This window comes from Prochlorococcus marinus str. MIT 9401 (genome assembly GCF_000760095.1).
GTDB lineage: Bacteria > Cyanobacteriota > Cyanobacteriia > PCC-6307 > Cyanobiaceae > Prochlorococcus_A > Prochlorococcus_A marinus_I.
The window spans coordinates 25,552-50,971 of record NZ_JNAR01000002.1 but is presented as its reverse complement, the minus strand read 5'-3'; the positions used below and the strand labels follow the sequence as shown (position 1 = coordinate 50,971).

22 protein-coding genes are annotated in these 25,420 nt (G+C 25.5%); 3 read left to right on the top strand and 19 right to left on the bottom strand.

The window, feature by feature from the left end; translation table 11 throughout:
• Positions 1 to 2 precede the first annotated feature (2 nt).
• Positions 3 to 1,304: a nucleotide sugar dehydrogenase gene (locus tag EV01_RS08010; protein WP_032518306.1), complete on the top strand. Its 1,302-nt coding sequence runs from the start codon at positions 3 to 5 to the stop codon at positions 1,302 to 1,304.
• A gap of 26 nt (positions 1,305 to 1,330) precedes the next feature.
• On the opposite strand, the gene EV01_RS08015 is transcribed toward EV01_RS08010, so the two are convergent.
• Positions 1,331 to 2,701 carry an exopolysaccharide biosynthesis polyprenyl glycosylphosphotransferase gene (locus EV01_RS08015; protein WP_032518305.1) on the bottom strand — a complete coding sequence of 457 codons (1,371 nt, stop codon included), beginning with the start codon at positions 2,699 to 2,701 and terminating at the stop codon, positions 1,331 to 1,333.
• A 78-nt stretch (positions 2,702 to 2,779) separates the two neighbouring features.
• Here EV01_RS08015 and EV01_RS08020 point away from each other — a divergent pair, with 78 nt between their 5' ends.
• A complete protein-coding gene (locus EV01_RS08020) occupies positions 2,780 to 4,012 on the top strand; it encodes a WcaI family glycosyltransferase (protein WP_193741429.1) in 1,233 nt (410 codons plus the stop codon).
• Here EV01_RS08020 and EV01_RS08025 read toward each other — a convergent pair.
• The 15 genes from EV01_RS08025 to EV01_RS08085 form a co-directional block, all read right to left on the bottom strand.
• The gene (locus EV01_RS08025; protein WP_193742572.1) at positions 4,009 to 4,680 is read right to left on the bottom strand and encodes an FkbM family methyltransferase; all 672 of its coding nucleotides are present in this window, start codon (positions 4,678 to 4,680) and stop codon (positions 4,009 to 4,011) included. The genes EV01_RS08020 and EV01_RS08025 overlap by 4 nt on opposite strands.
• Positions 4,681 to 4,787: 107 nt before the next feature.
• Positions 4,788 to 5,783: a glycosyltransferase family 9 protein gene (locus tag EV01_RS08030; protein ID WP_193741427.1), complete on the bottom strand. Its 996-nt coding sequence runs from the start codon at positions 5,781 to 5,783 to the stop codon at positions 4,788 to 4,790.
• Between the two features lie 142 nt (positions 5,784 to 5,925).
• On the bottom strand, positions 5,926 to 6,906 hold the full coding sequence (locus EV01_RS08035; protein ID WP_032518302.1) for a glycosyltransferase family 9 protein: 981 nt from the start codon (positions 6,904 to 6,906) through the stop codon (positions 5,926 to 5,928).
• Entirely contained in the window at positions 6,903 to 7,961 is a 1,059-nt protein-coding gene (locus EV01_RS08040) for a hypothetical protein (protein ID WP_152556874.1), read from the bottom strand. Before EV01_RS08040 ends, EV01_RS08035 begins: the two co-directional genes overlap by 4 nt.
• Positions 7,958 to 8,920 carry a glycosyltransferase family protein gene (locus EV01_RS08045; RefSeq protein WP_032518558.1) on the bottom strand — a complete coding sequence of 321 codons (963 nt, stop codon included), beginning with the start codon at positions 8,918 to 8,920 and terminating at the stop codon, positions 7,958 to 7,960. Before EV01_RS08045 ends, EV01_RS08040 begins: the two co-directional genes overlap by 4 nt.
• Before the next feature lie 3 nt (positions 8,921 to 8,923).
• Positions 8,924 to 9,319 carry an HAD hydrolase-like protein gene (locus EV01_RS08050; RefSeq protein WP_032523262.1) on the bottom strand — a complete coding sequence of 132 codons (396 nt, stop codon included), beginning with the start codon at positions 9,317 to 9,319 and terminating at the stop codon, positions 8,924 to 8,926.
• Positions 9,320 to 9,437: 118 nt separating this feature from the next.
• Positions 9,438 to 10,793, bottom strand: a complete 1,356-nt coding sequence (locus EV01_RS09270) for a PfkB family carbohydrate kinase (protein ID WP_050496396.1) — start codon at positions 10,791 to 10,793, stop codon at positions 9,438 to 9,440.
• A complete protein-coding gene (locus EV01_RS0108730) occupies positions 10,790 to 11,725 on the bottom strand; it encodes an NAD-dependent epimerase/dehydratase family protein (RefSeq protein ID WP_050496395.1) in 936 nt (311 codons plus the stop codon). The genes EV01_RS09270 and EV01_RS0108730 overlap by 4 nt, the downstream gene beginning before the upstream one ends.
• A gap of 2 nt (positions 11,726 to 11,727) precedes the next feature.
• Entirely contained in the window at positions 11,728 to 12,264 is a 537-nt protein-coding gene (locus EV01_RS08055) for a D-sedoheptulose-7-phosphate isomerase (protein WP_050496394.1), read from the bottom strand.
• Positions 12,265 to 12,415: 151 nt separating this feature from the next.
• Complete coding sequence (locus EV01_RS08060; protein ID WP_032518298.1) at positions 12,416 to 14,068, bottom strand: ABC transporter ATP-binding protein; 1,653 nt, start codon at positions 14,066 to 14,068, stop codon at positions 12,416 to 12,418.
• Between the two features lie 5 nt (positions 14,069 to 14,073).
• Positions 14,074 to 15,267, bottom strand: a complete 1,194-nt coding sequence (locus EV01_RS08065; RefSeq protein WP_032518297.1) for a hypothetical protein — start codon at positions 15,265 to 15,267, stop codon at positions 14,074 to 14,076.
• 1 nt (position 15,268) lies between these two features.
• Positions 15,269 to 16,165, bottom strand: coding sequence for a hypothetical protein (locus EV01_RS08070; RefSeq protein WP_032518296.1), 897 nt, complete (start codon positions 16,163 to 16,165; stop codon positions 15,269 to 15,271).
• Positions 16,158 to 17,774 (bottom strand): hypothetical protein, encoded by a 1,617-nt coding sequence (locus EV01_RS08075; protein WP_032518295.1) that lies wholly within the window; start codon positions 17,772 to 17,774, stop codon positions 16,158 to 16,160. The genes EV01_RS08070 and EV01_RS08075 overlap by 8 nt, the downstream gene beginning before the upstream one ends.
• Positions 17,771 to 19,555, bottom strand: coding sequence for an asparagine synthase (glutamine-hydrolyzing) (gene asnB, locus EV01_RS08080; protein ID WP_032518294.1), 1,785 nt, complete (start codon positions 19,553 to 19,555; stop codon positions 17,771 to 17,773). Before asnB ends, EV01_RS08075 begins: the two co-directional genes overlap by 4 nt.
• Positions 19,555 to 20,622: a hypothetical protein gene (locus tag EV01_RS08085; RefSeq protein ID WP_032518293.1), complete on the bottom strand. Its 1,068-nt coding sequence runs from the start codon at positions 20,620 to 20,622 to the stop codon at positions 19,555 to 19,557. The genes asnB and EV01_RS08085 overlap by 1 nt, the downstream gene beginning before the upstream one ends.
• Before the next feature lie 169 nt (positions 20,623 to 20,791).
• Between EV01_RS08085 and EV01_RS08090 the strand changes: the two genes are divergently transcribed.
• Positions 20,792 to 21,847: a hypothetical protein gene (locus EV01_RS08090; protein WP_032518292.1), complete on the top strand. Its 1,056-nt coding sequence runs from the start codon at positions 20,792 to 20,794 to the stop codon at positions 21,845 to 21,847.
• A gap of 221 nt (positions 21,848 to 22,068) precedes the next feature.
• Here the strand turns inward: EV01_RS08090 and EV01_RS08095 are convergent, their stop codons facing one another.
• From EV01_RS08095 to EV01_RS08105, 3 genes are read right to left on the bottom strand one after another with little or no spacing between them, the layout of a single operon-like run.
• Positions 22,069 to 22,815 carry an HAD family hydrolase gene (locus EV01_RS08095; protein WP_050496393.1) on the bottom strand — a complete coding sequence of 249 codons (747 nt, stop codon included), beginning with the start codon at positions 22,813 to 22,815 and terminating at the stop codon, positions 22,069 to 22,071.
• The gene (locus EV01_RS08100) at positions 22,812 to 24,839 is read right to left on the bottom strand and encodes a DUF2029 domain-containing protein (RefSeq protein WP_032518291.1); all 2,028 of its coding nucleotides are present in this window, start codon (positions 24,837 to 24,839) and stop codon (positions 22,812 to 22,814) included. Before EV01_RS08100 ends, EV01_RS08095 begins: the two co-directional genes overlap by 4 nt.
• On the bottom strand, positions 24,836 to 25,420 hold the full coding sequence (locus EV01_RS08105; protein WP_032518290.1) for a hypothetical protein: 585 nt from the start codon (positions 25,418 to 25,420) through the stop codon (positions 24,836 to 24,838). Before EV01_RS08105 ends, EV01_RS08100 begins: the two co-directional genes overlap by 4 nt.

Here is a 25,420-nt window from a genome sequence, read left to right as displayed (position 1 = left end):
AAATGCAATATAAAGAGAATCTGATAAACAAATTCAAATCTAAAGATGCAGTAATTGGTATATTTGGTCTGGGTTATGTAGGCTTGCCTCTCTCTCTAAATTACGTAAGGGCGGGTTACAAAGTCATAGGATTTGATATTGATTTACATAAAATAAATACCTTATCAAAAGGTAAATCAACATTTAAATTAGTAGATAGTTCTTTTTATGATTACATAAAATCAAAAAAGTTTATCCCAACAATTAACTTTAAAGAAGCCTCCCTAGTAGATGCTCTAATAATTTGTGTCCCAACGCCATTAAATAAACATAATCAACCAAATTTAGACTACATATACAACGCCATAACTTTAGTCTCGCCTCACTTAAAAAAAGGTCAGGTAATGAGTTTAGAAAGTACCACTTATCCTGGGACAACTGAAGAAGAATTGAAACCAAGAATAGAATCAAAGGGATTTGAAGTTGGTGAAGACTTTTTCATAGTTTATTCTCCAGAAAGAGAGGATCCTGGAAATAAAGCTTTTAAAACCAAAGAGATTCCTAAAATAGTATCTGGAATAACTAAATCTTGTTTGGAGGTTGGTATTGAACTTTATAAAGAAACTATTTCTTCATTAGTTCCAGTAAGTGATACTAAAACTGCTGAAATGACAAAATTATTAGAGAATATACATCGATCAGTCAATATTGGATTAATGAATGAATTAAAACCTTTAACACAAAAAATGGGGATTGATATTTATGAAGTAATTAAGGCTGCGGCTACTAAACCTTTCGGATTTGTACCCTATTATCCTGGACCAGGCTTAGGCGGTCATTGTATCCCTATTGATCCATTTTACTTATCATGGAAGGCTAAAGAATATAATTGCAATATTAAATTTATTGAGCTTGCCGCTGAAATAAATACATCCATGCCTTCTTATGTTGTTGATCAAGTTGTAAACATTTTAAATACAAAAAAAATGCCCATTAACGGATCCAGAATCCTAATCCTGGGATTAGCTTATAAAAAAAATATAGATGATATACGAGAATCCCCCGCTTTGGAGATAATAAGTTTATTACAGAATAAAGGGGCCTCAATTACTTTTAATGATCCTTATATTGAGAAACTAGAAAATCAAAATTTAAAAAAATTAATAAAAATAGAACTTACTGAATCTGCAATTTCTTCCCAAGATGCAATAATTTTGGTAACTGACCATGACTTGTTTAACTATGACTTGATAAGTAAGATGGGCAAATTAATTATTGATACTAGAGGTAGATTTAAAAAGGCCAAAAACATTTTCAGTGCATAAAACTTAAAATTACTTAAGCTTAATTATTAGATTCCTTTTAAAGAAATAAACGTTCTTAAAAGAATTTTTAAATCTAAATATATTGACCATGATTCAACGTATTTCAAATCAGCTTTGATTCTATTTTCCATATCATCTAAATGTTTTATATCCCCTCTATATCCTTTTATCTGGGCCAAGCCAGTCATCCCTGGCTTTGTAGAATGTCTTTGCATATATCCTGGTAAAATTTTTCTATAGTATTCATTATGCTCTACTGCATGAGGTCTAGGCCCAACTAAACTCATTTCACCCTTGAGTACATTTAATAATTGTGGTAATTCATCAATACTCCATCTTCTTATAATTTTCCCAAAATCTGTGACTCTATCGTCATTTTCCGAAACATGCCTTAAACCCTTTAAATCGCCAGGATCTAAAACTTTTAGGGATCTGAATTTATACATCTTAAATTTTTCTCCATTTAAGCCATACCTATCTTGTAAGTAAAAAATGGGTCCTGATTTATCAAAAAGCAAAACTAAAGATACAAAAATGAAAACTGGACTAAGAAATATTAACAATAAAATTGAGAATACAATATCAAAAAGACGTTTAAATTTTAAATCTAAAAAAGATTTATTATCACCCCAAATCTCTAAAAGAGTCTTTGATCCTAAATTATATTTTTTATAATTTATGTAGAAATTGTCCCAAGGCGGTAAAAAACTTACCGGTGAAGATGTATTTCCAAAGATGTTTAAAAGCTCTTTTATAACTTGTGGATCTTCTTCTGAGAAAATAATATAGTCAATCTGATTTTGAGAAAGCCATTCTTTCAGTTCTCTAATACCTCCAAAAGGTCTTATCCCCAAAAATGTTTCATTAGGATCTAATTCATCTTTAGAAAACCAAACTTCAATTTTTAGTCCAATCCACTTATTTTGAGATAATTCATTAGTTAAATTTTCAAAATGAGAAGATGAACCCCAAAATAGAATATTTCTACTATTTCTTCCTTTTCTCCTAAAAAATCGCAGTAAAAATATAACACCCACATGATTTATCAAAAGGATCAATAAACAAATTAAAGACCAATTAAAAAGATTAACGACTAGATTAATTAAAAAGAATTTACTGAAAATAAATAATATTAAGGTAAAAAATATCCAAATTTTGAAAATAGTGAAAAATATTTGAAAAAGATTTTTGTTTCTATAGCTTTTATAGAGTTCACCAACACTCAACAAAGTATAAGTGAGAAAAAATATAAAAAAACTAAATAATATACTTTGATTTAGTGCATCAAATTGATTTCTATAGAAGTAATTAAAAGAAAAAGTAAATAATAGAGGATCAAGTAAAACTTGAATTTTGGAAATATCTTCACTATTTTCTTTAAAGAAACCATTAAACATCAAACAAACCTTACTAGAAAAAATAATGCTTTAAATTAGTATAAAAATATCATAGAGTAGTTGAAAAGTTTTGTTGTTTTGATCAAATTTCTTATTTATGGAATTAATTTTTACCCAGAATTGGTTGGGATAGGAAAATATAGCGGTGAGTTGGCATTTTGGTTAAGTTCTAAAGGATATGAAATAAGGGTCATAACAGCAACAAAGTATTTTCCTGACTGGAGAGTTAAAGAAAATAGTTATAAAAAAGAATTCATCAATAATGTTTTAATCAAAAGATGTCCATTATGGGTTCCTATGAATCCCTCAGGCTTAAAAAGGATAATGCATTTATTTAGCTTTTCCATAACAAGTTTTATTCCTTTTATAAAAGAATGCTTTTCAAAACCTAATGTAATTTTTGTTGTAGCGCCTTCTATTGCCTGCGCACCAATAGCTTTAATAAGTAAATTAATATCTCCTAAAAGTTTATTAATGCTTCACATACAAGATTTTGAAATTGATGCAGCATTTAGTTTAAAAATCCTTAAAGGAAATCAAATAAAAAAATTGCTGACTTACTTAGAGAAAATAATTTACCAAAATTTTGATTTAATAAGCACACTAAATTTAAAAATGCTTGAAAAGTGCATTTCTAAGGGAGTCCCAAAAGATAAATTATTTATTTTCCCCAACTGGATTGATACAAGAGTAGCCTTAACAAAAAAAGAAAAATTATTATCCAATAATAAAATCAGGAAAGATTTAAATATCAAACAAGATGACATAATTTTGATGTATTCAGGATCTATGAGTAAAAAACAAGGCCTTGAAGAACTTATTGAGGTTATAAAGAACTTTGAAGAGAAAAATAATATTAAATGGATATTATCAGGTCAAGGACCATTAAAAAATAAATTAATTAAAAAAACAAAAAACATGAGAAATGTTTTAGTTTTTAATCTGCGAAAAGCATCTGAAATAAAAAAATGGCTAAATATTGCCGATATTCATTTAATTCCACAAAAATCTGAGGTTAAAGACTTAGTAATGCCATCCAAACTACTTGGAATAATGGCTAGCGGTAAGCCCTTCATAACAAATGCAGATAGTAATAGTGAACTAGGAGAAATAGCTAATGCAGTTGGCATGAGAACAGAACCAAACAATAAAGAAAGTTTCAAAGAAGGTTTACTTGATCTAATATCTGATGAAGTTTTAAGAAAAAAACTTGGTCTTAAAGGTATAAAATTTGTTCAAAAGAACTATGAGAAAGATTATATATTGAAAAATTTTGAAAAAAAAATAAAATCTAATCTAAAAAATAACTAGTCAATTTTTTCGTTTTTGAACAAATAATCTGCTTGGATAAGCCTATCGGAATTATCAAAAACTTTGTTATATATTTTTTTTAAATAAAAGTTATTTGATACTAAAAAATCTATTATACTTTCAGCCTTGGGTTGATTATCATAAAGAATCTGAGAAGATAGTTCAACGATCAAATATCCAAATTTATTTAGAACAATATTTGCTCCACTCAAGACCTCTAACTCAAATCCTTGAACATCAATTTTTAAAAGCGAGTTTTTTTTATTAATATAAATTTTATAATCACTAACCCAGTCATTTAGTGTGATAGTTGGAACTTTATATTTTTGTTTAGATCGAATTGAAAAATATTTTTTATTTAATTGATTTGGAGACAAGAAGGAAGAGCTATCGTTTTTATTTGTTTCATAAATCGTTTTTTCTGCTTTGTAAGAAGATATTCCAAACTGAATGAGTTCAATTTTTTTATTATTTAAAAAAATATTTTTAAAAGTTAAAGCCGGTTGTTTTAAAGGTTCAAATGCAAAAATTTTAGCTTCAGGGAAAAAGTAATTTGCCATTAAAGAAAATTGACCTTTGTTAGCTCCTACATCAACGATAAAATTTATTTTTTTTTCCTTTAACGATTTTAATACTGAGTAATGCTCTAATGAAGAGTAGGTATTCATGAAAAAAGCTCTCCAATATCTTGGTCTTAGTAGAACGAAAATCAGTTTTTTTAATCTCAATCTTTTCAAATAATTCATATAAAATCCTGGATACTTATTTTTCGATATTAATAATTTAATCTACTAAAAAAGCTATTCACAATTGTGTCAATATCTTTTTTACAACTAAATCCAAATTTATTATCTATTTCTACATAATTTACCAGACTGTGTTTGATAATAAAGAATTTCTGAATATCTGAAAAATTATTTTTAATATTTACGATTAATAAAGGAGGCGAAAATTTATTTGAAAGCATAAGATGCGATACAAATGAATCTACAGTTAATATTAAACTGCATTTATTTAAAACTTCATAAATATTATTTAAAGCGACCTTCCCATAAAGTAATTTTACTCTATTTGATAAAGACATAGATTCTATCTTTTTGAATTTTAATGAATCTGCTTTAGAGCCAAATACCAGTATTTCAAAACCATAGGAATCTAGTAAACTCAATAAATTTTTTAATAAAATTGGATTTAAAGACTTAGATAAAGTTGATGCAAATGGAAATAATGCAATTGTTCTATTATTTGATTTTTCTACTTTTTGGCATGATATCAAATTAGAAAAATTTATTTTTTCTAATTTGGGAAAAATTTCTTTTAACTTTAATGATTGATACTCTAATAAATTAATCAAAGGCAAGCTATATTTTTCAAGAGACTTAGATTTATCATCTTTAAAATAATATTTTATATGATTATTTTCAAACTTTGATTGTAAAAAATATTTAGGGTATAAATCATAATAGCAATCAAAAGATATTCTATTGGTAGAACTAATAATTCTCATAGGAAAATCACACCAATTATATTTTGACCAAAAATTAAGATTTAAAAGTCTATATGTCCTCAATTTATTGAAATCCAATATACATCTTATAATGTAAAAGAAATTAAGGGAGGAAATTTTATCTACATCAAAAAAATAAAATTCAAAATTACTTTCGTAGCATTTAACGAAAGGTTTTAGTTTTTTCGATAAAATTATTAAATTAGTTTCATATTCTTCTCCAATATTCTTAATTAAGTTTAAAAAAATAGGTTGAAAATACATCCAATCACCAATCCCTTCAATTTTTATAAATATATTTTTGTAGTATTTTTTTTGTTTATTAATCTTTAAAAGCTTTAAGAAAGTTAGAACAAAATTTTCTAATATATAAAATAAAAAAAAATAAATAAACCTTAAAATTTTTCTAAATAAAATTTTTAATTTTTTCATATAAATTTTCTGAACTTATTGATAGCATACATTCTGGATAACCATTTAATTGTCTACAATCACATTTATTATAAAAATAACCTTTACATTTCAAACCCCTAACAACTGCTCTTTTATGGTTAATAGGTTTTATTAAATTCTTAACTTCAGATGTTGGACCAAATAAAGCAATGTTATTAATTTCTAGAAAATCAGCTATTTGTCTTATACCACTATCTCCTGCAATCAAGAATTTTGAGGATTTTAATATATCAATCAATTTAGATAAATTTGTTTTACTAATTAAATTAATTACTTTAATGTCAATTTCTTTAAATTTGACATATTCTAAAAATTTATCAGAAGTATCCTTATCCTGACTTTGGCCTAACAATAGAAAAATAAATTTATTTTTACAAGGTATTTTATTTAAAGCTTCTGCGAGATTATTTATAAAAGGCCTTTTATAGGTATTTCTGAAATCAGATCCTAAGTGTAATGCTATAATTTCTCTTTTAAAGTAAAGTTTAAAATCATTGAAATTATCTTCTAATTTATACTTTTCTAGGATTTCATTTGTGATTAATTTTTTTATGAATGATTCCTTATTAATTATAGGACGGTAAAAATCTTGTTCAGAAATATATAAAAATTTTTCTCCATTAAAAACGACAGAAGGGTATGAATAAAATTTTAATTTATATGAAATTTTACTTAAAATAAACTTCTTAAAATCAGATAGGTTAAGACCGAATATGATATATCTATTTTTAGAAAATATTGAAATTATTGAAAGAAGAATTAACCTTAGAAAAAGAAAAGAGAAAAATTTATAAGGTAATTTATCAATTTGATTATTAAGTAAAAATACCTTTAAGAATTTATCCTTTTCGTTGATATTTAGATTTTCTATTAAAGTATGTATAAATATTATTTTATTGCCTAACCCGGCTTCGAATATAACTTTATTTTTCATGGTAAGTTTTCAATAAGCTCTTGTGCGTATTTTCCAACAAAAACTTTTTTTTGAGTGATCCTATTTTCTTTATAATACAAATAGGCATTTTTAATGCTCTCAACAGCTTCATCAACATTATTCTTAGCAAAAGTAAAACATTTAACATCCTTGTAGGAGTCGAGGGGTTCTGGTCCATGATTACAAAAAGATGAATGAAAAACAGGGATTAATCCCAGCATTTGATATGAAGTAGCTGACAAGCCAGTATCTGAGGGATGAAATCCAATAGAACAATCCTTTGCAATTTCCAAAATAATTTTAGGATCTCTTATAGGTCCAAAACATTTCAAATTTTTTGAATTTAGAAGTTTTTTTTGTTCCAAATTAATATCTCCCACTAAATTAATTTTTAAAGGTATTTCATTTTTTTTTAAAGAGATCGATACTTCCTTTAGAAAATTAGCAAATAGACTATCTCTTACTCTTCCAAGAACTAATATATTCTTTTTATCTTTTAAACTAATTTTTTTTTCTTTACTTTTATTAATTAAAAATTCATCTAAATATTGTTCTAAATATGCATCTCTATTTCTAACAACTTTTATTTTATCTTGGAAAAAGTTGATTTTATATGGACCGTTCTTTAAAGATGAATAAATTATGACCCTATTAGCTAAAAGTATCCATATAAAATGCAATACATATTTCAGCTTTGCCGAAAATAAATTATGTTTTTTAATATTATGTAAGCCCTGACTATGCACAATGATTTTAGTGCCAGAAAATTTAAGAATTTGTAGAAAAATAAATTCTAAAGTTTTTTTTGTGTCAATTGATAACCAAAAGTAATCTATCCTATTAAAGAAAATTTCTAAAAGAATATTTTTATTCATAAAACCGGAACTATGTACTATTTTAGATTTTATGATTTTTAGTTTTTGTTCTTTTGTAAGAAATTTTAAATTTTTATTTTTTAAAAATAGTTTTAGATTAAATTTTTTTGAAAAGGAAAGCCAAATAGGCAGTCTATAACTATGTATCTCTGACTGATAAACTACAAATGTTTTTTTCATTGAGAATTTATCCATTTAAAGTTTTCATTCATTATTTTTGACCATGATAAGTCAGGAATATTTTCAGAATAAAAAATATTTTTTCTTTGATTCCAAAGATCTTTAAAATCATATTGGTTATTAAATGAATAGAAATTTCTCAGCAGGTCAGTAAAGGTTTTGAAGTCTTGGCAATAATCTGAGAATACAACACAACCAGATGATATAGCTTGTTGAACTCTCACAGAGAATCCATAATTATCTTGGCAAAGATTTAGAACATATTTATATTCGTTATAGAGAAAGTTCAAATCTTTTAGATATATTTGTGAATTTTCCCACCCTAATCCATAACAATCTATTGGTATTGATTGTTTCTTAAAAAAATTTATAAATTTTTTCCTTTTCGTAGTTATATTTGCAACAAAAACTATCTTATCTTTTCTTTTTTCCCAAGGTACTTTTATATTAAAAATATTTTTGTCAACTCCCTGAAGATAATGTCTATTATGATCAGAAAACATCAAATTTTTTGAGACCTTACCAAAAGTTGAGATTGAATACTTACAATATGAAGAATTTATATCGGTTCTTATTTTTTTAGCCATTTTTAGTGGATCCATAAAATAATAAATTAATTTATCTTTATATTTTTCTAAAGTTTTTATTTTTAACGTATCGCATTTACAAACAATAATTAAATCAGGCTCTTCTTTTTTTATAAGTTTTAAGACATTTCTAACAATTTTTTTTCTACCTAAAATTGAAGTATAAATATTAATAAATAAATGAGATATTAAGTCGAATCTGCGCCCGAAAGAAAAAAATTTATCCACTATAAAGTAAATGAAATTTGGTTTTTTTTGATCTTTTCTGTAATCAAATTTAATTACATCATGATTGAGACTTTGCAATGCTTTAAACATCTCATTATTTGTGCTCCAATCATCAAGAAATGAACCAATTAAAATGATCTTCATTATTCAAATAATAAAAATATTGTCATTAGATAATCCTGCATTTAATGCTGCAAGTTTATCAGTTTCCCTATCTCCAAACAAAATTGAATTATTTTTATCAACTCCATATTTACTTAAAATAAAATTTATCATGCCTGGATTTGGTTTCCTGAAGTAATTTGCATCATCAGGGCTCTCAAATAAATGTCTACCAGAAATGTGATAAGGCGCAAATAAGTAAGCATCAATATCAAAATACCCTTTTATATCTAAAATCACTTTTTTCATTATTTTATCTGCTACATCAATTGTAAAATATTCTCTAGCTATGCCTGATTGATTACTTACGATTACTTTAATAGAGTCTTCAATACCTTTCTCTTCAATAATATCCAATATTTTTTCTAGATTATTATGCAAGATCTCGATCCTTTTAGTTTAATCAATATAACTTGTATCCTTATTCAAGACTCCATCTCTATCAAAAAATATAATATTATTTCCTTTTTTTTCATTTATAAATCTTGTATAAACAGGCTTAATCTTCATTATTTATATTTTGAACTCTCTCTGTTGTGCTTTTAGTATTAAGCAAATTTGCCAAGAAAACATTACCTCCATTTTTTATTGTAAATTCAGCTCCCACAACATTCTTTATATCGTAATCTGCTCCCTTAACAAGAAGATCTGGTTTGATTTTTTTTATTAGATTTAAGGGATCATCTTCATTAAAAATTATTACTTGATCCACAAACTTAATATTTTCTAAAACCTTTTTTCTATCAAGTTCTGAATTGATTGGCCTTTTTTTTCCTTTTAATCTCTTCACTGATTCATCACTATTTAAACCAACAATTAAAAATTTGCATCTTTTCTTAGCCTGTTTTAAAAGAGAAATATGTCCTGGATGTAAAATATCAAAACATCCATTTGTAAATCCTATTTCAGCAATATCAACTTTATTTAAAACTTCATCAAGTGAGCTTTTACAAATAGGATTAGTACCCTCTTTTTTAATAGTTATTTCTGCAAAGTTATTTGCGATTTTTAATTTCTGGTACTTTGTATAAGTTTCATTATTTAAGTATGTAAAAACTAGTGCTGAGATAAAGGAATCACCTGCACCAACAATATCAATTACCGAAACTTTTGGAGACTTAAATGAGATAGTCTCATTTTCCCCAAACCATACCGAACCCATTTCAGAAAGTGTAATTATGCAATTCTCTATTGAATTTTCGCGCATTAGTTTGCGGGCAGGAAGTTCTAGTTCATCAATAAGTAACGAACGATTAGATGATGTATTACGAATTCCAGTTAATTGGTTAAATTCTTTCAAATTGGGTTTTAGTAAATAAATATTTTTTAAATTTTCAGATGAACTAATCTTGGTATCTACAAAAGTCCTAATTTTGGACTTTTTACTTTCTAAAAGCAAATATTGTAATTCTTTAGGGGTTAAGGCCCCTTTTTGATAATCACTTATCAATAAATCAGTGATTTTATTATTTTTCATATATTCAATACATTTATCAATATTTTCGAAGCAATCATTAAAGTTAATTGAGGGTGTCTCTTTATCCTCCCTGAAGAATTGTCTATTATCTACACAATGCCTTTTCTTAATGCTCAGATCAAAATCATTCCTAGTGTATGTAAAAATTTCATAATCAAATAACAAATCTTTATTTATTAAATTTTTTGGGGAACAAAACAAAAAATATACTTCTATCCCTAGAGAGAAACAAGAATTGGCAACATTGGCAGCTCCACCTGCTACTTTTCTACTTTTCTGGAAATTTACTACAGGGCATGGTGATTCAGGAGATAATCTCAAACTTTGATAGTAGATGAATTCATCAATCAGGAAATCACCTAAAACTGCTAATTTCATAAAAGTTTTGGAACAGCGTCTTCAATAGATGTAAATTCAAATCCATTTAACAATTTAATCAATCTTTTCATAGGAGCTTTTGTTCTCATTTGGTATTTACCATGGTACTGCTTAGGTAGATCAATAAATTCAATTAATGGTTTCCTGCCTAGTGAGTTAAATCCTACCTCAATTAGTTTGGAAAATTTTGAAGAAGTCCCAGTCCCAACATTATATATTGAAGACTTAAAATCCATTCCCATTAGTAATTCAAAGATCCTGCAAATATCATCAACAAAAATAAAATCCCTCTCCGCCTCGCAATATAAACCTTGATAGAAATGCTTAAAAAGATTAATTTTTTCGTTATTTTTAATTTTTGGAATCATTTTTGAAATAACACTCGCCATATGTTTTTTATGAAGTTCATTCTTGCCAAACACATTAAAAAATTTTAATCCAATAATATTTTCTGATTTAGGATTATTATCTAAATAATCAGAGAAAAATAAATCAGAATTATGTTTACTCCATCCATATAAATTAAGCGGCTTAAGTTTAATTAAATCATGAAATTTATCAGTATCATCAAATCCATTTGATCCATCACCATAAGTTGCGGCCGAACTCGCATAAATAAGCTTTATTTTTCTCTTAATAGAGTAATCAATTAGTTTATTTGTAAAATCGGTATTACTAAAGTAAGCTAAATCGGCATTATCAAGGTCAGTGTTAGACTTTGCTCCCAAATGCAAAATTATATCTGGATTGAAATCAAAAATCTTTTGGATTCCTCCTTCACGTGAAACTAAATTCAAAGGTATCTTTGAAAAATAGTCTATAATTTCATTTCTCGGATTATCGAAAACTAATATTTGAAATTTCTTATGAAAGTAATTAGCTGCAATACTTCCAATAAAACCTAATCCCCCAGTAATCAAAAGTTTTTTCATTTCTAAAATAAATTGTCTATGAAATTACACATTTCATGTAATAAGAACAAGTGATGTTCTTGAACTCTGGCAGTAACTGTAGAAGGAGATTGAATATGGGTTAAAGAGGGAGAAAATATATTTGAGGTTTTACCAGTCAATATTATTGAATTAAAATGTTCTTTCTCTTTAAGATAATTAATACAATCTAAAATGTTCTTACTTTTTCCACTTGTGGACATCAAAATAACCAAATCTTCTTTTTCAAGAAAACAGCCTAAGTCTCTTAAAAAAATATCTGAAAAGCTATAGTCATTTGCAATAGCTGTAGTACTAGATAAGTTTGAGCCCAAGACATACGATTTTATAGGTGGCCTATCTTTAATAAATCTTCCAGTTAGTTCTGCAGATATGTGGCATGATATAGCCATACTGCCACCATTACCAGCAAATAAAAACTTTCCATCAGTATTTATAACTTTTTTAGCTAGTTCGCTTATCTTTTGTATATCTTTATCAGAACAACCCTCTGAAACAGATTTATAAAAGGCCTTATACACCAAAAAAATTAAAACCCAAATTCCATTTTATCATTGACCATAATAATTACCATAGAAAAATTGTGACTTAAGTTACATTCTTTCTAAAAACGAAAATTTCACAACTAATCTTAATCACTTAGAGTTAAAAAAATCTTAAGTTCAAAGAGATTTAATTTAAAGAACTTTTCCCTAAATCTATAACTTTATTTGCCTTTTCAGATAAAAATAATTGATGCCCAACAACAATAAATACCCTATTTTTTATGGAATAATTAATTTTTGAAAAAATACTCAAAGCAATTTCATTATCTAATCCTGAAAAAGTTTCATCAAAACAAGATATATACGTTTCACGTAAGAGTAACCTAGCGATTCCTATTCTTTGCTGTTGTCCTTTCGAGACTACTAGAGAACCATCTAATTTAACAGGAGAATTTAAATCAAAATTGCTAAATCCTGAACGAAGGCAAGATATCTCTATGATTTCATCCAATTTTTTCTTACTTATTAATTTACCAAGAGTAATATTTTCTAAAATTGAACCTTCAATTAGAAATGGATCCGAGTCAGTATAAGAAATAATATTATCTTTTTTTGAATATCTACCAGAACTACAAAAAATTATAGAACCTTTTTCTAATTCATCGAATCCACAAATTAAATTAATTAAAGTTGACTTGCCACAACCACTAGGTCCGCATATGTAATTAATTCCATTATTAAACTCAAAATCCTGATAACTTATAATCTTATTTTTGGAATCGGAAATATCTTTAAATTTATAACTAGCTGATTTAATGATTAAAGAATTAGATTCACGAGATTTATCATTATCGAAAATGATATGTGAATTATTTATTTTCCTTTTTTTATATATAAGCCATTCATAAAGATTTTTTGCTTCAATAGAAATGGCTTTTATAGCAGTAAAATTAAAAAATAAAGCTTGGCAAAAGGGTAATAACTTATACGCTGAAAAAAGACCTGCGAATAACGAGCCAAAGACAACTTTTAAATCTAAGTTAGGATTATTAATTAATATAAAAAGAATAAAAAGGACAGAAAGATATCCTATAAGTTCAATAACAAACTTAATATAAATCATTAAAAAACCTTTATTTGTTACTGCATTTATAAGCTTTTTAAAAGATTTATTATAGCTATTTAAAAAATACTTGCCTAAAGATGCTCCCTGCATTTGTTTTGATTGAGAGGCTATTAAATTTGCAAAGTCTGAAGTAGTAGAAGTATATTTTTTAATGATATATGACTCCTTATTTAATTTTTTCTTTGTAAATTTACTAAATATAAAATAAATACATCCTATAAAAAATATCCCTAATAAAGAATAAGTATTACCTAGAAGAATGATCCCTAGAATAATACCAATGATGCCTGAAAGTGATGAACAAATATTAATTAAAGGTGTCATTAATCCTCCACTTAACTGAACCATCCAAAATATCAAAAGTGTTAATTTACTTGATTCGGCATATTTAAGTTGATCTTTTATTGATGCAAAAAGAATATTCCCAGCTGTTTTATTAGCGAGATCAGAAGTCATAGATGAAGAAAATATCTTTGCTAAATATGCAATTAATAATTTCAAACTTGAAGAAATACTTGAGAAAATTAAAACTGATATCAAAGGAGTAAGAGACTCTTTTGAGATCTGAGAATAAGAAAATATTCTTCCGCTTTGAAAAATCGCCGATGATTCTGACAGTCCAAGAAATATTGTACAAAGGATTAATAAAACGAATAATGCCTTTTGAAAAGCATTTAAAGTATTTAAAATTTCTTTGTAAAATTTAAATATCAATTTTTTTATTTAGTATTAGAAGCACTACCATTAACTAATAACATATCACTAGGTTTAAATAAATAAAAGACTATCATGTAAATAGACAAACCTTCTACTACGCCATCTCCAAGTGGTGCTATTAGGAATACAGCAAGAGGAAATAAAGGGAATAAAATATAATTAGAATTAATGTTATTAATATTCATCCGATGGAAATTATTTTTTGTATAGTTAATAATTAAAAATACAAAAGAAAAGGCGGCCAATGCCCCACAAGTTATCCATATCGATATTATTGCAGTATGAAGTGAGTTCATTTCTAATACGTTCATTTCGGTAATAGTTTCAAATCCAATATCTAAATCTTCAGATATTCCTAATCCAAACATCCCTGCTTCTCTTATTTTTTCTGTTACTGTTAATATCCCTAAAACCCTCGTATATAGAGAATTATTTAAAATGAATAATTCATATATTTTATTCGAGAAAATACCGATAGAAAGGAATGTGGCAAATGAAATTAAAATTTCTCTTAACTTAATTTTAAATTTGTAAAGTTTATTTATATTAATTCTAAAAGAATTAAAAATAACTAATAAAAAGAGAGCTAAACTTGTTCTCTGAGAATCCAAATAAGACCAAATCAAAAGTAAACTAAATAAAATATTTCTTGGTAATTGAAGTCTTCTAAAATTTAAACATAATGGCATCAAAATAATTATAAATGCCATACCTATTCCAGTTATTAAAATATTACCTAAACCAACCTTAGAAAATAAATTTCCGCTAAATAATTTATAATAGATGATATGCAATACAATAAATACTGAAAATATGTAAACATTATTTTTTAGATTATTAATAAAGTTTTTTTCTGAAATACTAAATTTATTTATAATTGGAAGGATAGGAATAGTTAAAAGTTTTAAATATATAAGTATTCCATAAAAACCATCATAATATAAATAATAAATAACATTGTATATTATCGGCAAATAATAAGTTAAGAGTATAATTTTGAATTGAGTTAAACCATTTATATCAATGTATTGGAAGACGTATTTTATTAAATATATTATTAAAGCGAAATATGATATATCTGATATTTTTATGCCTAATAATTCAATATCTAATAGATTTGTTGAGTATGCAATACATAGACATATATATATTATTGAAAGTATTTTAACAATTCCTAAATTTCTAGTATTTTGCATATTAAAGATTAGTTTTATTTAAAACTTTTTTTATATAGATTTTTAAGTCATGGGAATCATTTAAACATAAATTAGAAGGTTTTAATGAAAATGTTTTTCTGATTTTATAGTCAATCTTTTCCTTTAATGATATGTTTGTATTTATATTTGAGAATGAATTAGCTATCCACGCTACTGAAGCCCTTCTTAGAATATCAGGAACTTCGTATAAAAAAATAGTTGGTTTTAAAAGAGACATAGAATAAAATGCTGGAAAGCCCTCTGGAGTAATTACCAAGTCAACAAAATGAATTAAATGCATCCAATCTCTTACATCATTGAATTTATCTATAAGATTAATTACATTATGTTTAGAGCAAAAATTATTAATATCATCACTAAGATAATCACCTATACCAGTAAGAAGAAAACAAATATTTTTGGAATTAGGAAAAAATTTAGAAACAGAAGTCAAAGAAATTTCTTTGTAATTCCCCCCCCATTTGCCTGATTGCTTATGTATTAAAACAATCTTTTTTTTTAAATTGATATCTATTGGAAGAATTGGTTTAAAAGAAAATGGATAAATACCTTCAGGTAATTTACATCCATCACTCAAGAATTCATTTTCTAAATCAAATCCATTCATATATGGCGATATATATTTTAATTTAGTTTTCTCTAATATCTTTTTTATCTGAAAGCAGTTGGAAACTATTTCGGGATAAGTATTGAAATCACACCATTCCAGGGTATCCACCATTTCTTTTATAGATTTATCAAATGGTGAGGGGGTATTAAAATTTACCCTTGTAAGTGATATTTTTTCAATATTATTTTTACTAATATAAGCTTTTAATTTAGATAAAACTATAAACAAATCACCAAAATGTCCGCTATATAAAAATTTCTTATCCATTTATTTTCTTTTTCAGCTTTGCCAAGGCATATAGTCTATAACCTGAATCATAAGAAAAAGAAGGAGTAGGTTTTGATAGTTTTAAAAAAATTGCAAGGAAACGAAATATCCTTATTTTCTTAAATTTTTCAAAAACCTTTCTAAAGAAAATCGTTTTTTTTCTAGAAGTTTTTATTGAATAGTTTTCTGAATAATTAAATTGATCTTTAATTTCTTTTTCAAAAATTTTATTAGTTTTGGATAAAAAATTATCTATATTATTATTCCAACTTGGACCGATATTATCTTCAATAACTGGTGAAGATAATTCCAACTCTAACTTTTTAGTTAGGAATCTCAAAAGACTTTTATCAAATTTATATTTTCCCTCTAACTTATCAAATTGATTCAATACATATTGATCTAAAAGTGGATTATATATATTGGAAAATTTATTAAGTGTCGAAATATGACTAGAGATAAGATTTTCTTGTCTAAATATTCTATAAAAATAACCTGAATTGTAAACATTAAATTTTTTAAGATTTCTGCTAAAAGTATATATTTCAGAAGCATTAATATATAAAGACATTAAATCAGTTGATTTATCTTCTAAATAATTTTTCAAATAATCAAATACATATGAAATAGGAGTTATTTCTAATCTATGAAGCATATCATTCAAGTTAGCAGATCCATCTTTCCAACCAAAAAGACCGTCTCCGTCGCCTCTTAGTAAATAATCATAATTCTTAAGATATTCAAAAAACTCTTTAGGAAGTTTTGCTAACATCCATAAATTTGAATAGTTTGAAGCAGAAAGAAATTCATCATTTTTTTTTATATTATTTGAATCGATTCTGAAAGGAATTAAATTTAAATTAAAATGTGAAGCTAATAAAGATGAAACATAAAAATCGCTTTTGTTGACTGTAGATTGACCAAAGGTAATTAAATCAGGTTTTATTCCAGCTTTTAAGCACAATAATAATATCAACCTACTATCCAATCCTGCAGACTGCATTATTGCTATTTTTTTATTTTTTAATTTCGATAAATTATCTAATAATTTGTCTTCAATTAAGCGAGAAACATTTTTAAGATTAAATTTTTGCTGCTGATTATTCAGACAAAATTTTTCAAAATTTGTTTTTTTAAAAGAAGATCTAAAGCTTTTTAAACATAAATTCATTTTAATCCCAGAATCGATTTTATTGATTCCCGTAATATAAGTAGAATTAGTCTGATATATATATGAGGACTGTATAACCTGAGGAATTGCAGAGGGTGCGATATCAAGTTTGTATCCATTTGATGATGCTATTTCAATTATGAAATCTATAGAATCAGAAATAATAAATAAATTAGCAGTTTTAAAATAGAAAATCCATCTAGAAGAAAATTGGTCAGCTTGTACTACAAATTCATCATTATCAATAAAGATTTTTAAATTGCTTACCAATGGATCATCATATATTTCTAGATAGTTATCTAATTTTTTACAAAACAATCTCCCTTTTGAAAAAATACAATTCAGATTATTATTTTTTGATTTAAATTTAGTATATGTTAGATTTTTATCTAAATTAATATTTTTATTTCTTGATATTATAAAAAAAAGTTTTTTCATTTATTTCTTAGCCAAATTGCAATTGAAAAAATCTTCCAAGCTAAATTAATATCCTTTTTAATTATTAATTCAGCATTGCAATTTCTTATTTCATTGTTCAGTTCAATATTTAACTCTGATAAAAAATCTGATTTGAGCAAATAATTCATATATGAGATAAAAAAACTAGAATCTGTAAACCATTTTTCTAGTGGTAATGAAAATCCTATTTTATTTTGTAATACGATTTCTATAGGTAAATATTTTAAAGCAATATTTTTCAATATAAATTTCTTATATCCTCTTTTTAAATTATATTTAGTAGGAATAGATCTACATATATCAAAGAGTTTTTTATCGCAATAAGGAACTCTACCCTCTACATTTGCACACATTGTAAATCTATCATATCTACTTAGAAGCCAATATAGGCTAAAAAACATATCATCATTTTGAATCGTTTTCCCTAAATCAAAACTCTTTTCAATTTTTCTGAAATCATAATTAAATTGATTATTAAAAATATTTTGTTTTTCTCGCCTAGTACTTAGAAAAGCTTTAAGAGCGCTTTTCTGATTATTTAATAAAAAAAATAAAGATTTAAATTTACCAACTCTAGGTATTATATTATTTAAAAATAAAAGCTTACCAAATAAATTTAGTGTTTTTTCATGAATGGCATAAGTATACTTTGGATAACCCATAAAAAGTTCATCAGCACCTTCTCCAGAAATTAAGACTTTAAAATTCTCTCTTGCAATCTTAGCTAGCTTATAAATTGGAACTGAATTAGGATGAATCAGTGGAAAGTCATTAATGTAACTAAGATGTTCAATATCTTCTATAAAGTCTTTTTTTGTAAAAGGAATATCGACATGGTTACTATTTAAATATGATGATACTTTTTGTTGATTTTCAAATTCATTATATTTGCCCGCATCAGGCAAAGAGATAGAAAAAGTGTAGATATTTCTTGAAAAAATTTTTTTTTCCAAGGCACAAAGTAATGAGGAATCTAATCCTCCACTCAATTGAAATGCGTAATTAACATCCATTTTTGTATGTAAATCAACTGCATGAATCAAAGCATCCTCAACTGTAGGTATTATTACTTCTATTGGATCTTTTAATATCTTATAATTTGAATCAAAAAAGTTGGTTTGACAACTCTTGATTTCGCCAGATTTTTCAATCCAAAATTTTATTTTTTCTCCAGGCTTAACTGATTTAATATTTTCATATAAAGTCTCTTCTGTATCCAATCCATTGAATAAAATATAACTTACCAATTCATTATTAGAAATTTTATCCTTAAAAATTTCCAAAATAGCTTTAATTTCAGATGCATAAATCAAGTAATTACTTTGATTATCCACAAGGTAATATAGAGGCTTAATTCCTAAATGATCTCTAAATAAGGAAATTGTCTTCTTCTCAGTATCCCAAATTACGCCTGCGAACATTCCCTCCAAATCAGAAATATTGTTTTTAACTAGGTTTAAAGAAGCAATCTTGCAATCAGAAGAACCTTTTTCTACATAAACATTTTGTTTTTCTAAAGATAATCTAAGATCTTCATGATTATATATTTCACCGTTAATAGCTATATATTGATTATTAATTTTGAAAGGTTGGTTGCCATTCTCAGAAAGATCATTTATCGATAATCTAAAAAATTTAAGAGCACCATCATCGTTTTTAACAACACCTTCATCATCTTTTCCTCTATGTGATAGTACTTTACTATCCTCAATTATTTTATTAAATTTGGAATTCCCAAAAACTCCTAAAAAACCACACATTATTTTATTAAAGCAATAATTTTTTTTATTAAAGATCTTCTTTTTTCATAATCCATATTATCGAATAATTTACTAAAAGGAAAATTAATAAGCAGATCAAAATAGACAACTCTATTTCGGGTATCTTCTATTTTTAATAAAAACAAACATTTATTTATAAAAAAGTTAGTTTGTTTTTTTATCACTATTGATATTATAAATTTTTTATAATTTTTAGTTTTAACTACTAGATTAGAGAGAGTAATAAAAGGAATTAATGCTCTTAATGATATTCGGAGCCTATTCAAAATATATTTAAATCTAGATTCTGTATTTATATTTTTTTTATATTTATTCTTTACTTCTAGATCTGGAGGGGGAGTATAACCATCTTTTCTAACATTCTCTGTAAGATAGGCGATATCTACATCCTTTTTAATTGCAGCTGCAATATGCAACATGCATGAATCTACTAATTCTACATGATTTGATTTTTTCATTAAGTAGGCAGCAACACCGAGGGGCCATTTTTGATAGTTATAGTTTTTACCAATTTCTATAAAATTTTCTGGATTAACTTTTTTTCTAACATTTCTTCTCATATCTGAAGAAGTTAAATGCCTAAAGTACAATTTTTTTGAACTATTTATTTTGTAAATTGGCAGTAATTGAAGGGCAATTTTTTTTTCTTTATTAAGAATAGGGAAAAAAGGTTTAAGATCATTAGATGGATTAATATGAAAAATTTTAGATACATCTTTAATTGCATTTGAATTTATACTTTTATTTAATTTGATGTCAAAAACTTCATCAAAATATATTTCAAATTTTTTTATAATTCTTTGAATAGAATCTATTCTAGGCTTTATTAAGTAAGAAGAATAAGGATTTGTTAAAGGGATAATTCCCTTTATAAAAGTATATCTTTCCGGGAGTTTGGCAGAAATTACATAGTCAGTAAGAGCAAAATAAATATTTACTTTTTTTGTATTAAATAAATTTTTAAAAACTCCGCTTAAGTGTATAAAATCTCCTAATCCATGAGGAAAAATAATTAATATATCTTTTCTTTTTACTATATAACTCATCTAACAAAATTTATTTTCAGAATTCATATTAAATCAAATAAATTAATATGTAAATATATGCAAAATTTTATAAAAATCGATAAATACAATATTTAAATTTCTTTCCTGAAAGTTAAAATATTAATATGTAAAAAATAATTAAACTATATTTGCAAATAAGTCTAAAGAAATGGGTCTTCCGAAAAGAAAATTAATTATACATTTAGGACTCCATAAAACAGGAACTACATTTCTGCAAAATAGATTTTTCCCTAGAATGGGAAATATAACTTTTCTGGGAAAAAGTAATTCATCGCAATATGCAAGCATACTTAATTTTAATAATTATGTAATGTATTCAAATGATTTAGATTTTGAACCAGAAAAATCATTAAAATTATTAGAAGAAACTATAAAATTTCATAATTTTAAAAATAATAAAAAAAATAACATCTACCTTATCTCTGAAGAAGGATTTTCTTCAGGCACAGATTGGTTCGGGAGTACAGCTTTACAGGTACCAAAAAGACTTCACAATTCATTAAAAGATTACTTTGATTTATATTTTATTATCACTACAAGAAATAGATACGATCTATATGCTTCAATTTACACTGAATATATTAAAAGAGGTGGGATAGAAAATATTGATTTATTTATAAAAACAAAAAAGGGCATATCGCTCCTCTCTCGATTAAGATTCAATAAATATATCAAAGAAATTAAAAAATTTGAAAAAGTAATAAAAGTTGATTGCGAAAAATTTTTTAAAAATGAAAGTTTCTTCAAAAAGGAATTAGAAACTTTTATTGATACAAAATTAGAGCTTTTACCAATTGATAATTCATTAAATAAAATATATTTTGCAAAAAATATTAGCCCATCCTTAGTATCAATTGTATTTTTAAGAAAATTTAATATTTTTTGGAGAGGAAGTCTAAGTCCAATCAAAAGAAATAACTTTTTTGAAATATTTCTTTTGTTTATTTTTGAAAATTTTTTTCGCTTCAGAATATATAAATTAATAGGTTTAAATTATCCAAAAATTTTCTTGAAAAATTACAGAAAGTTTTCATTGGATGAGAAGAAATATTTTATATCAAATACAATAAGGGATAGAATAATTTATAACATATTTCAACCTTTGGACAGCTTACTAAGACTAAAAAAATTCTTCCCTTTGAAACTGACAAAGATAGTTAATGATAATATTAATCGTATTGAATTGGATGATAATTTTTTGTAAATAAAAAGTTAAATGTTAAAAACCAACAAAAAAATTTTTATTAATTTTAAAGTATGAAAAAATTTATTACTAACGCTGAAATATATATCTATTATTTATAAATTTTTGCTTTTTAGAATAAAAGTATTGAACTAAATAATTATTAGATTTAGCTAATTTTTTTAAAAAGATATTTATAACTTAAATGCTTATAAAAACTATTTATAAATTTATGAAATTTTCTAGAATATATTACTTATGAAAAAATCTTGAAGGGACTTAAATTCACTAAACTCTGCATCAACATAAGAAACTTCTTTTTTAAAGAAATGACTCCTCTCTTTTTTATGAATACTTACTATACCAAGTTTATTAGATCCAACCATATCCGAATTAAAAGAATCTCCAATCATCCAGCACTTATTTGCCTCAATATCTAATTTTTTGAGAACTAACTCAAACGAATTTTGAAAAGGTTTGTCTTTTCCAGATTCTTCTGAAGTGACTATGTAGTCAAAATAATCTTCTAAACCAAAATATATAATTTTTCTGAATTGAATTTGAGCAGTCAAATCAGTGACAATTGCAGTCTTAATATTTTGTTTTTTTAAGATTTTTAATAGTTCAATTACATTAGGAAATAATTCACTATTTTGCAAAAAAGTTCTCCAATAAGTTTGTTCTAAGTCTAATGAAAGCAATATCTGAGATTGGAGACCTAGAATTTCAATGGCTCTTTGAAAATACAATAATCGGCTATGCGAACTAGCAACTTCACCCAATCTATATTTAACTTCCTCCCTAGAAATTAAATAAGCTTTCTTAAATTCACTTTCTGAAATAGAAAGAATTTTTGATGCTTTATTAATTGCAGCCTTTAATGCTACTTTATGAGATGGCTTATATGGGTACAGTGTGTTGTCTGTATCAAAAATAATTGCCTTGGGTATTTCAATAAATGATTTTTTATTAATTATATTAAATGTCATTTTAAATAAACTTTATTCAAAGTATGGTCTATCTGCAAAAGAACTATAATTTGCATTATGCCAAATACGTCATCTTGCCACTTGGGTTTTAAATCTAAAAATTCTTCTAGATTAGGTATCAGATGCAAAGCTAACAACTCTATATCACCAGACCATACTTCCCCTTCTATTGTCATAATAGCTGATAGGTTATCATAATTAATCTGACTATCAAGTTTAACCCCGCATATTGAAATTAAAGCTTTAGATAATCTGTCAACAAATATTGCATCTGAAAAATAAACTTTTAATTTCAAAGGAATTTTTTCTAAAAGTTCTTTACCATTTAAATCTTCATTAACCGGCTTTATTGAAAAAATTATATCCGAAACTTTTTTTTGTTTTAAAAATATATTTTTAAACTTTTTTGAATCTTTAGAATAATCATCATTTACTTTATTCTTAGAATCTTCTGTCCAAAATTTCTTTAACTTTAATGCAGGATCCATAAATATTTTTATATCAAATTTGTCAGCTAAAGAATCTGCTGCAAAAATATGCATTCCAGTACAAATAATTATTGAATCCATTCTTTTTGACGGAAAATTTAATTTTCTTAGGAACTTATTATTATTTGATAATTCATTAAAATTATTAAATTTGCTTAATTGTAAAATCTGAGAAAGTTTTAACAGATCAAAATTCAAGGGGTCATTTATTGAAGAGGTTCTCCTCATTGGTGAATAATCTGACCACTTATGATATTTATTACTATCAATATGATTAACAGAGCTTTCTCCAAAAACATCTTTTAAATTATTACATAATTGTTTTTTACCACTTTGAGATGAACCTGAAATCCCAATACAAAGAGGTCTTCTACTTAAAATAAAATAATCATTTTTCTGTATACTTTCCCTATACCACCTAAGACATATAATTACGCCTAAGAATAAAATTATTGAATATATGAATGAATTATTAGAATTCTCATTATATATATTGAAAGATTTGAATATAATATTATTAGATCCTGAATGTAAAGGATATAGTAGGATTACTGAAAAAATTGAGAAAAGAGATATTAAAAATTTACCTTGAAGATCAGTTTTTATTTGATAAAAAATTAGAAATGGTAAAGACCATAAATACCAGCCAGGATTTGGAGGCATCATTAATATTGATATTAGAAATGAAATACCTGTAAAAGAGACCAAAAGATCATAATTAGTTTTTAACATTCTCCACATTAAATAAATTAAAATAGAGAAAACTATTGGCAAAATATAAATCGTAAATCCATCAAAAGATACTGAAAACCAAAATATATTATTTTTTAGGGGAGTTCCTAAAACCATTTTTCTATATCCTTCAAGAAAGGAAGGAATTAATGATAGAAAAGTTGTTGTTAAACAAAAATAAAAAATAAAAGGTCTAAAAGCCGCTCTCAACCGCATATTTTGCCAAAGATAAATTAAAGTAAAAGGAATTGCCAAGACCATACTTAACTTTGCTGCGCATGCAATACCAAAAACAAAACCTGAAAGACTAAACTTTCTCTTCATCAAGCAAAAAAAGCCGCATAACATTATCAAAGAGGGAAGTAAATCCAACTGCCCATGAAAATAAGTTACATAAATCAATAAAGGTGAAAGCCAGTAATATGAAATAATTTCATTAATATTTTTTGGAAATATCTTTGAAAAAATTAAAAGTCCACTATAGTCAATTAGTAAAAAAGAAAGGCCTAGTCCTAAAGAGGAAAAATAAATCGAATTATTAAATATCGATCCTATAATCAAACCAAAAAATGAAAGAGGAGACAAAAATGCAAGCATTATGTATCCATAAGGAAAACTAAGTGGATCTCCTCCGTTAGAAAGAAAACTATCCCAAGGGTCAATTGAAGGATTTTGAATAGAATGAATTATAAAGTTATTAAATAAATCTATATGTATTATTGGTACAAAAAAAATTATAAATATAACTCTTATAAATAAACCTAAATAAAAACTCTTACTAGAAAAAATAGAATTGATATTCATGACCAAAAATCCAATAATTTAGTGCAAATTGCATCAGGTTTAATTCTATTTATTTTTAAATAATCTTTGAGATCCTTTACAATCTCAAAACTTTTGCCCTGCAATTCAGGAGAAACAATACAAATCTTGTAACCATATTTTTTAAGAATTTTAAATTGAGTAAATTCCAAAGGAAATTTATTAAAAAAATCTACCCATACCCAATCAATTTTCCTAGCAAGTTTATAAGCATTCTCAATAGATTCAAATTCTGAAAATCTTATTGCAGTTCTACTTTCTCCTGAAAAAGATGTTTTGACCAAGAAAGGAAATGATTGATCTAAAAAGAAGAAATCTTTTATTGAAAATTTTTTCATTATTTTTAAAAGATCTTTTTCTAAACCTTCCTCTTTTACATTAAGAATCAAAATTTTATGCTCAAAATATTCTAACCATTTAATTAAGTTTTCTCCTTTTTGGAAAGGATCATGCGCCAAAATAAAATTATTATTTTCGGTTCTTATATCAATTTCTACTCCACAGCTCAAGGGGATTTGTTTTAAAAGCTTTACAGTATTTATTCTATGAGCTATTAGTTCCAT

What these genes read in the sequence shown, in the direction of transcription:
- EV01_RS08095 (WP_050496393.1), bottom strand. Translation starts at nt 22,815, where the DNA reads ATGACATTTAATATAATTAATAAAAAATCATTTATTGAAATACCCAAG.
- EV01_RS08100 (WP_032518291.1), bottom strand. Translation starts at nt 24,839, where the DNA reads ATGAATATCAATTCTATTTTTTCTAGTAAGAGTTTTTATTTAGGTTTA.
- EV01_RS08015 (WP_032518305.1), bottom strand. Translation starts at nt 2,701, where the DNA reads ATGTTTAATGGTTTCTTTAAAGAAAATAGTGAAGATATTTCCAAAATT.
- EV01_RS08090 (WP_032518292.1), top strand. Translation starts at nt 20,792, where the DNA reads ATGGGTCTTCCGAAAAGAAAATTAATTATACATTTAGGACTCCATAAA.
- asnB (WP_032518294.1), bottom strand. Translation starts at nt 19,555, where the DNA reads ATGTGTGGTTTTTTAGGAGTTTTTGGGAATTCCAAATTTAATAAAATA.
- EV01_RS08035 (WP_032518302.1), bottom strand. Translation starts at nt 6,906, where the DNA reads ATGAAAAATAAAGTTATATTCGAAGCCGGGTTAGGCAATAAAATAATA.
- EV01_RS0108730 (WP_050496395.1), bottom strand. Translation starts at nt 11,725, where the DNA reads ATGAAAAAACTTTTGATTACTGGGGGATTAGGTTTTATTGGAAGTATT.
- EV01_RS09270 (WP_050496396.1), bottom strand. Translation starts at nt 10,793, where the DNA reads ATGAAATTAGCAGTTTTAGGTGATTTCCTGATTGATGAATTCATCTAC.
- EV01_RS08025 (WP_193742572.1), bottom strand. Translation starts at nt 4,680, where the DNA reads ATGAATACCTACTCTTCATTAGAGCATTACTCAGTATTAAAATCGTTA.
- EV01_RS08085 (WP_032518293.1), bottom strand. Translation starts at nt 20,622, where the DNA reads ATGAGTTATATAGTAAAAAGAAAAGATATATTAATTATTTTTCCTCAT.
- EV01_RS08040 (WP_152556874.1), bottom strand. Translation starts at nt 7,961, where the DNA reads ATGAAAAAAACATTTGTAGTTTATCAGTCAGAGATACATAGTTATAGA.
- EV01_RS08075 (WP_032518295.1), bottom strand. Translation starts at nt 17,774, where the DNA reads ATGAAAAAACTTTTTTTTATAATATCAAGAAATAAAAATATTAATTTA.
- EV01_RS08065 (WP_032518297.1), bottom strand. Translation starts at nt 15,267, where the DNA reads ATGCAAAATACTAGAAATTTAGGAATTGTTAAAATACTTTCAATAATA.
- EV01_RS08070 (WP_032518296.1), bottom strand. Translation starts at nt 16,165, where the DNA reads ATGGATAAGAAATTTTTATATAGCGGACATTTTGGTGATTTGTTTATA.
- EV01_RS08105 (WP_032518290.1), bottom strand. Translation starts at nt 25,420, where the DNA reads ATGGAACTAATAGCTCATAGAATAAATACTGTAAAGCTTTTAAAACAA.
- EV01_RS08045 (WP_032518558.1), bottom strand. Translation starts at nt 8,920, where the DNA reads ATGAAGATCATTTTAATTGGTTCATTTCTTGATGATTGGAGCACAAAT.
- EV01_RS08030 (WP_193741427.1), bottom strand. Translation starts at nt 5,783, where the DNA reads ATGTATTTTCAACCTATTTTTTTAAACTTAATTAAGAATATTGGAGAA.
- EV01_RS08010 (WP_032518306.1), top strand. Translation starts at nt 3, where the DNA reads ATGCAATATAAAGAGAATCTGATAAACAAATTCAAATCTAAAGATGCA.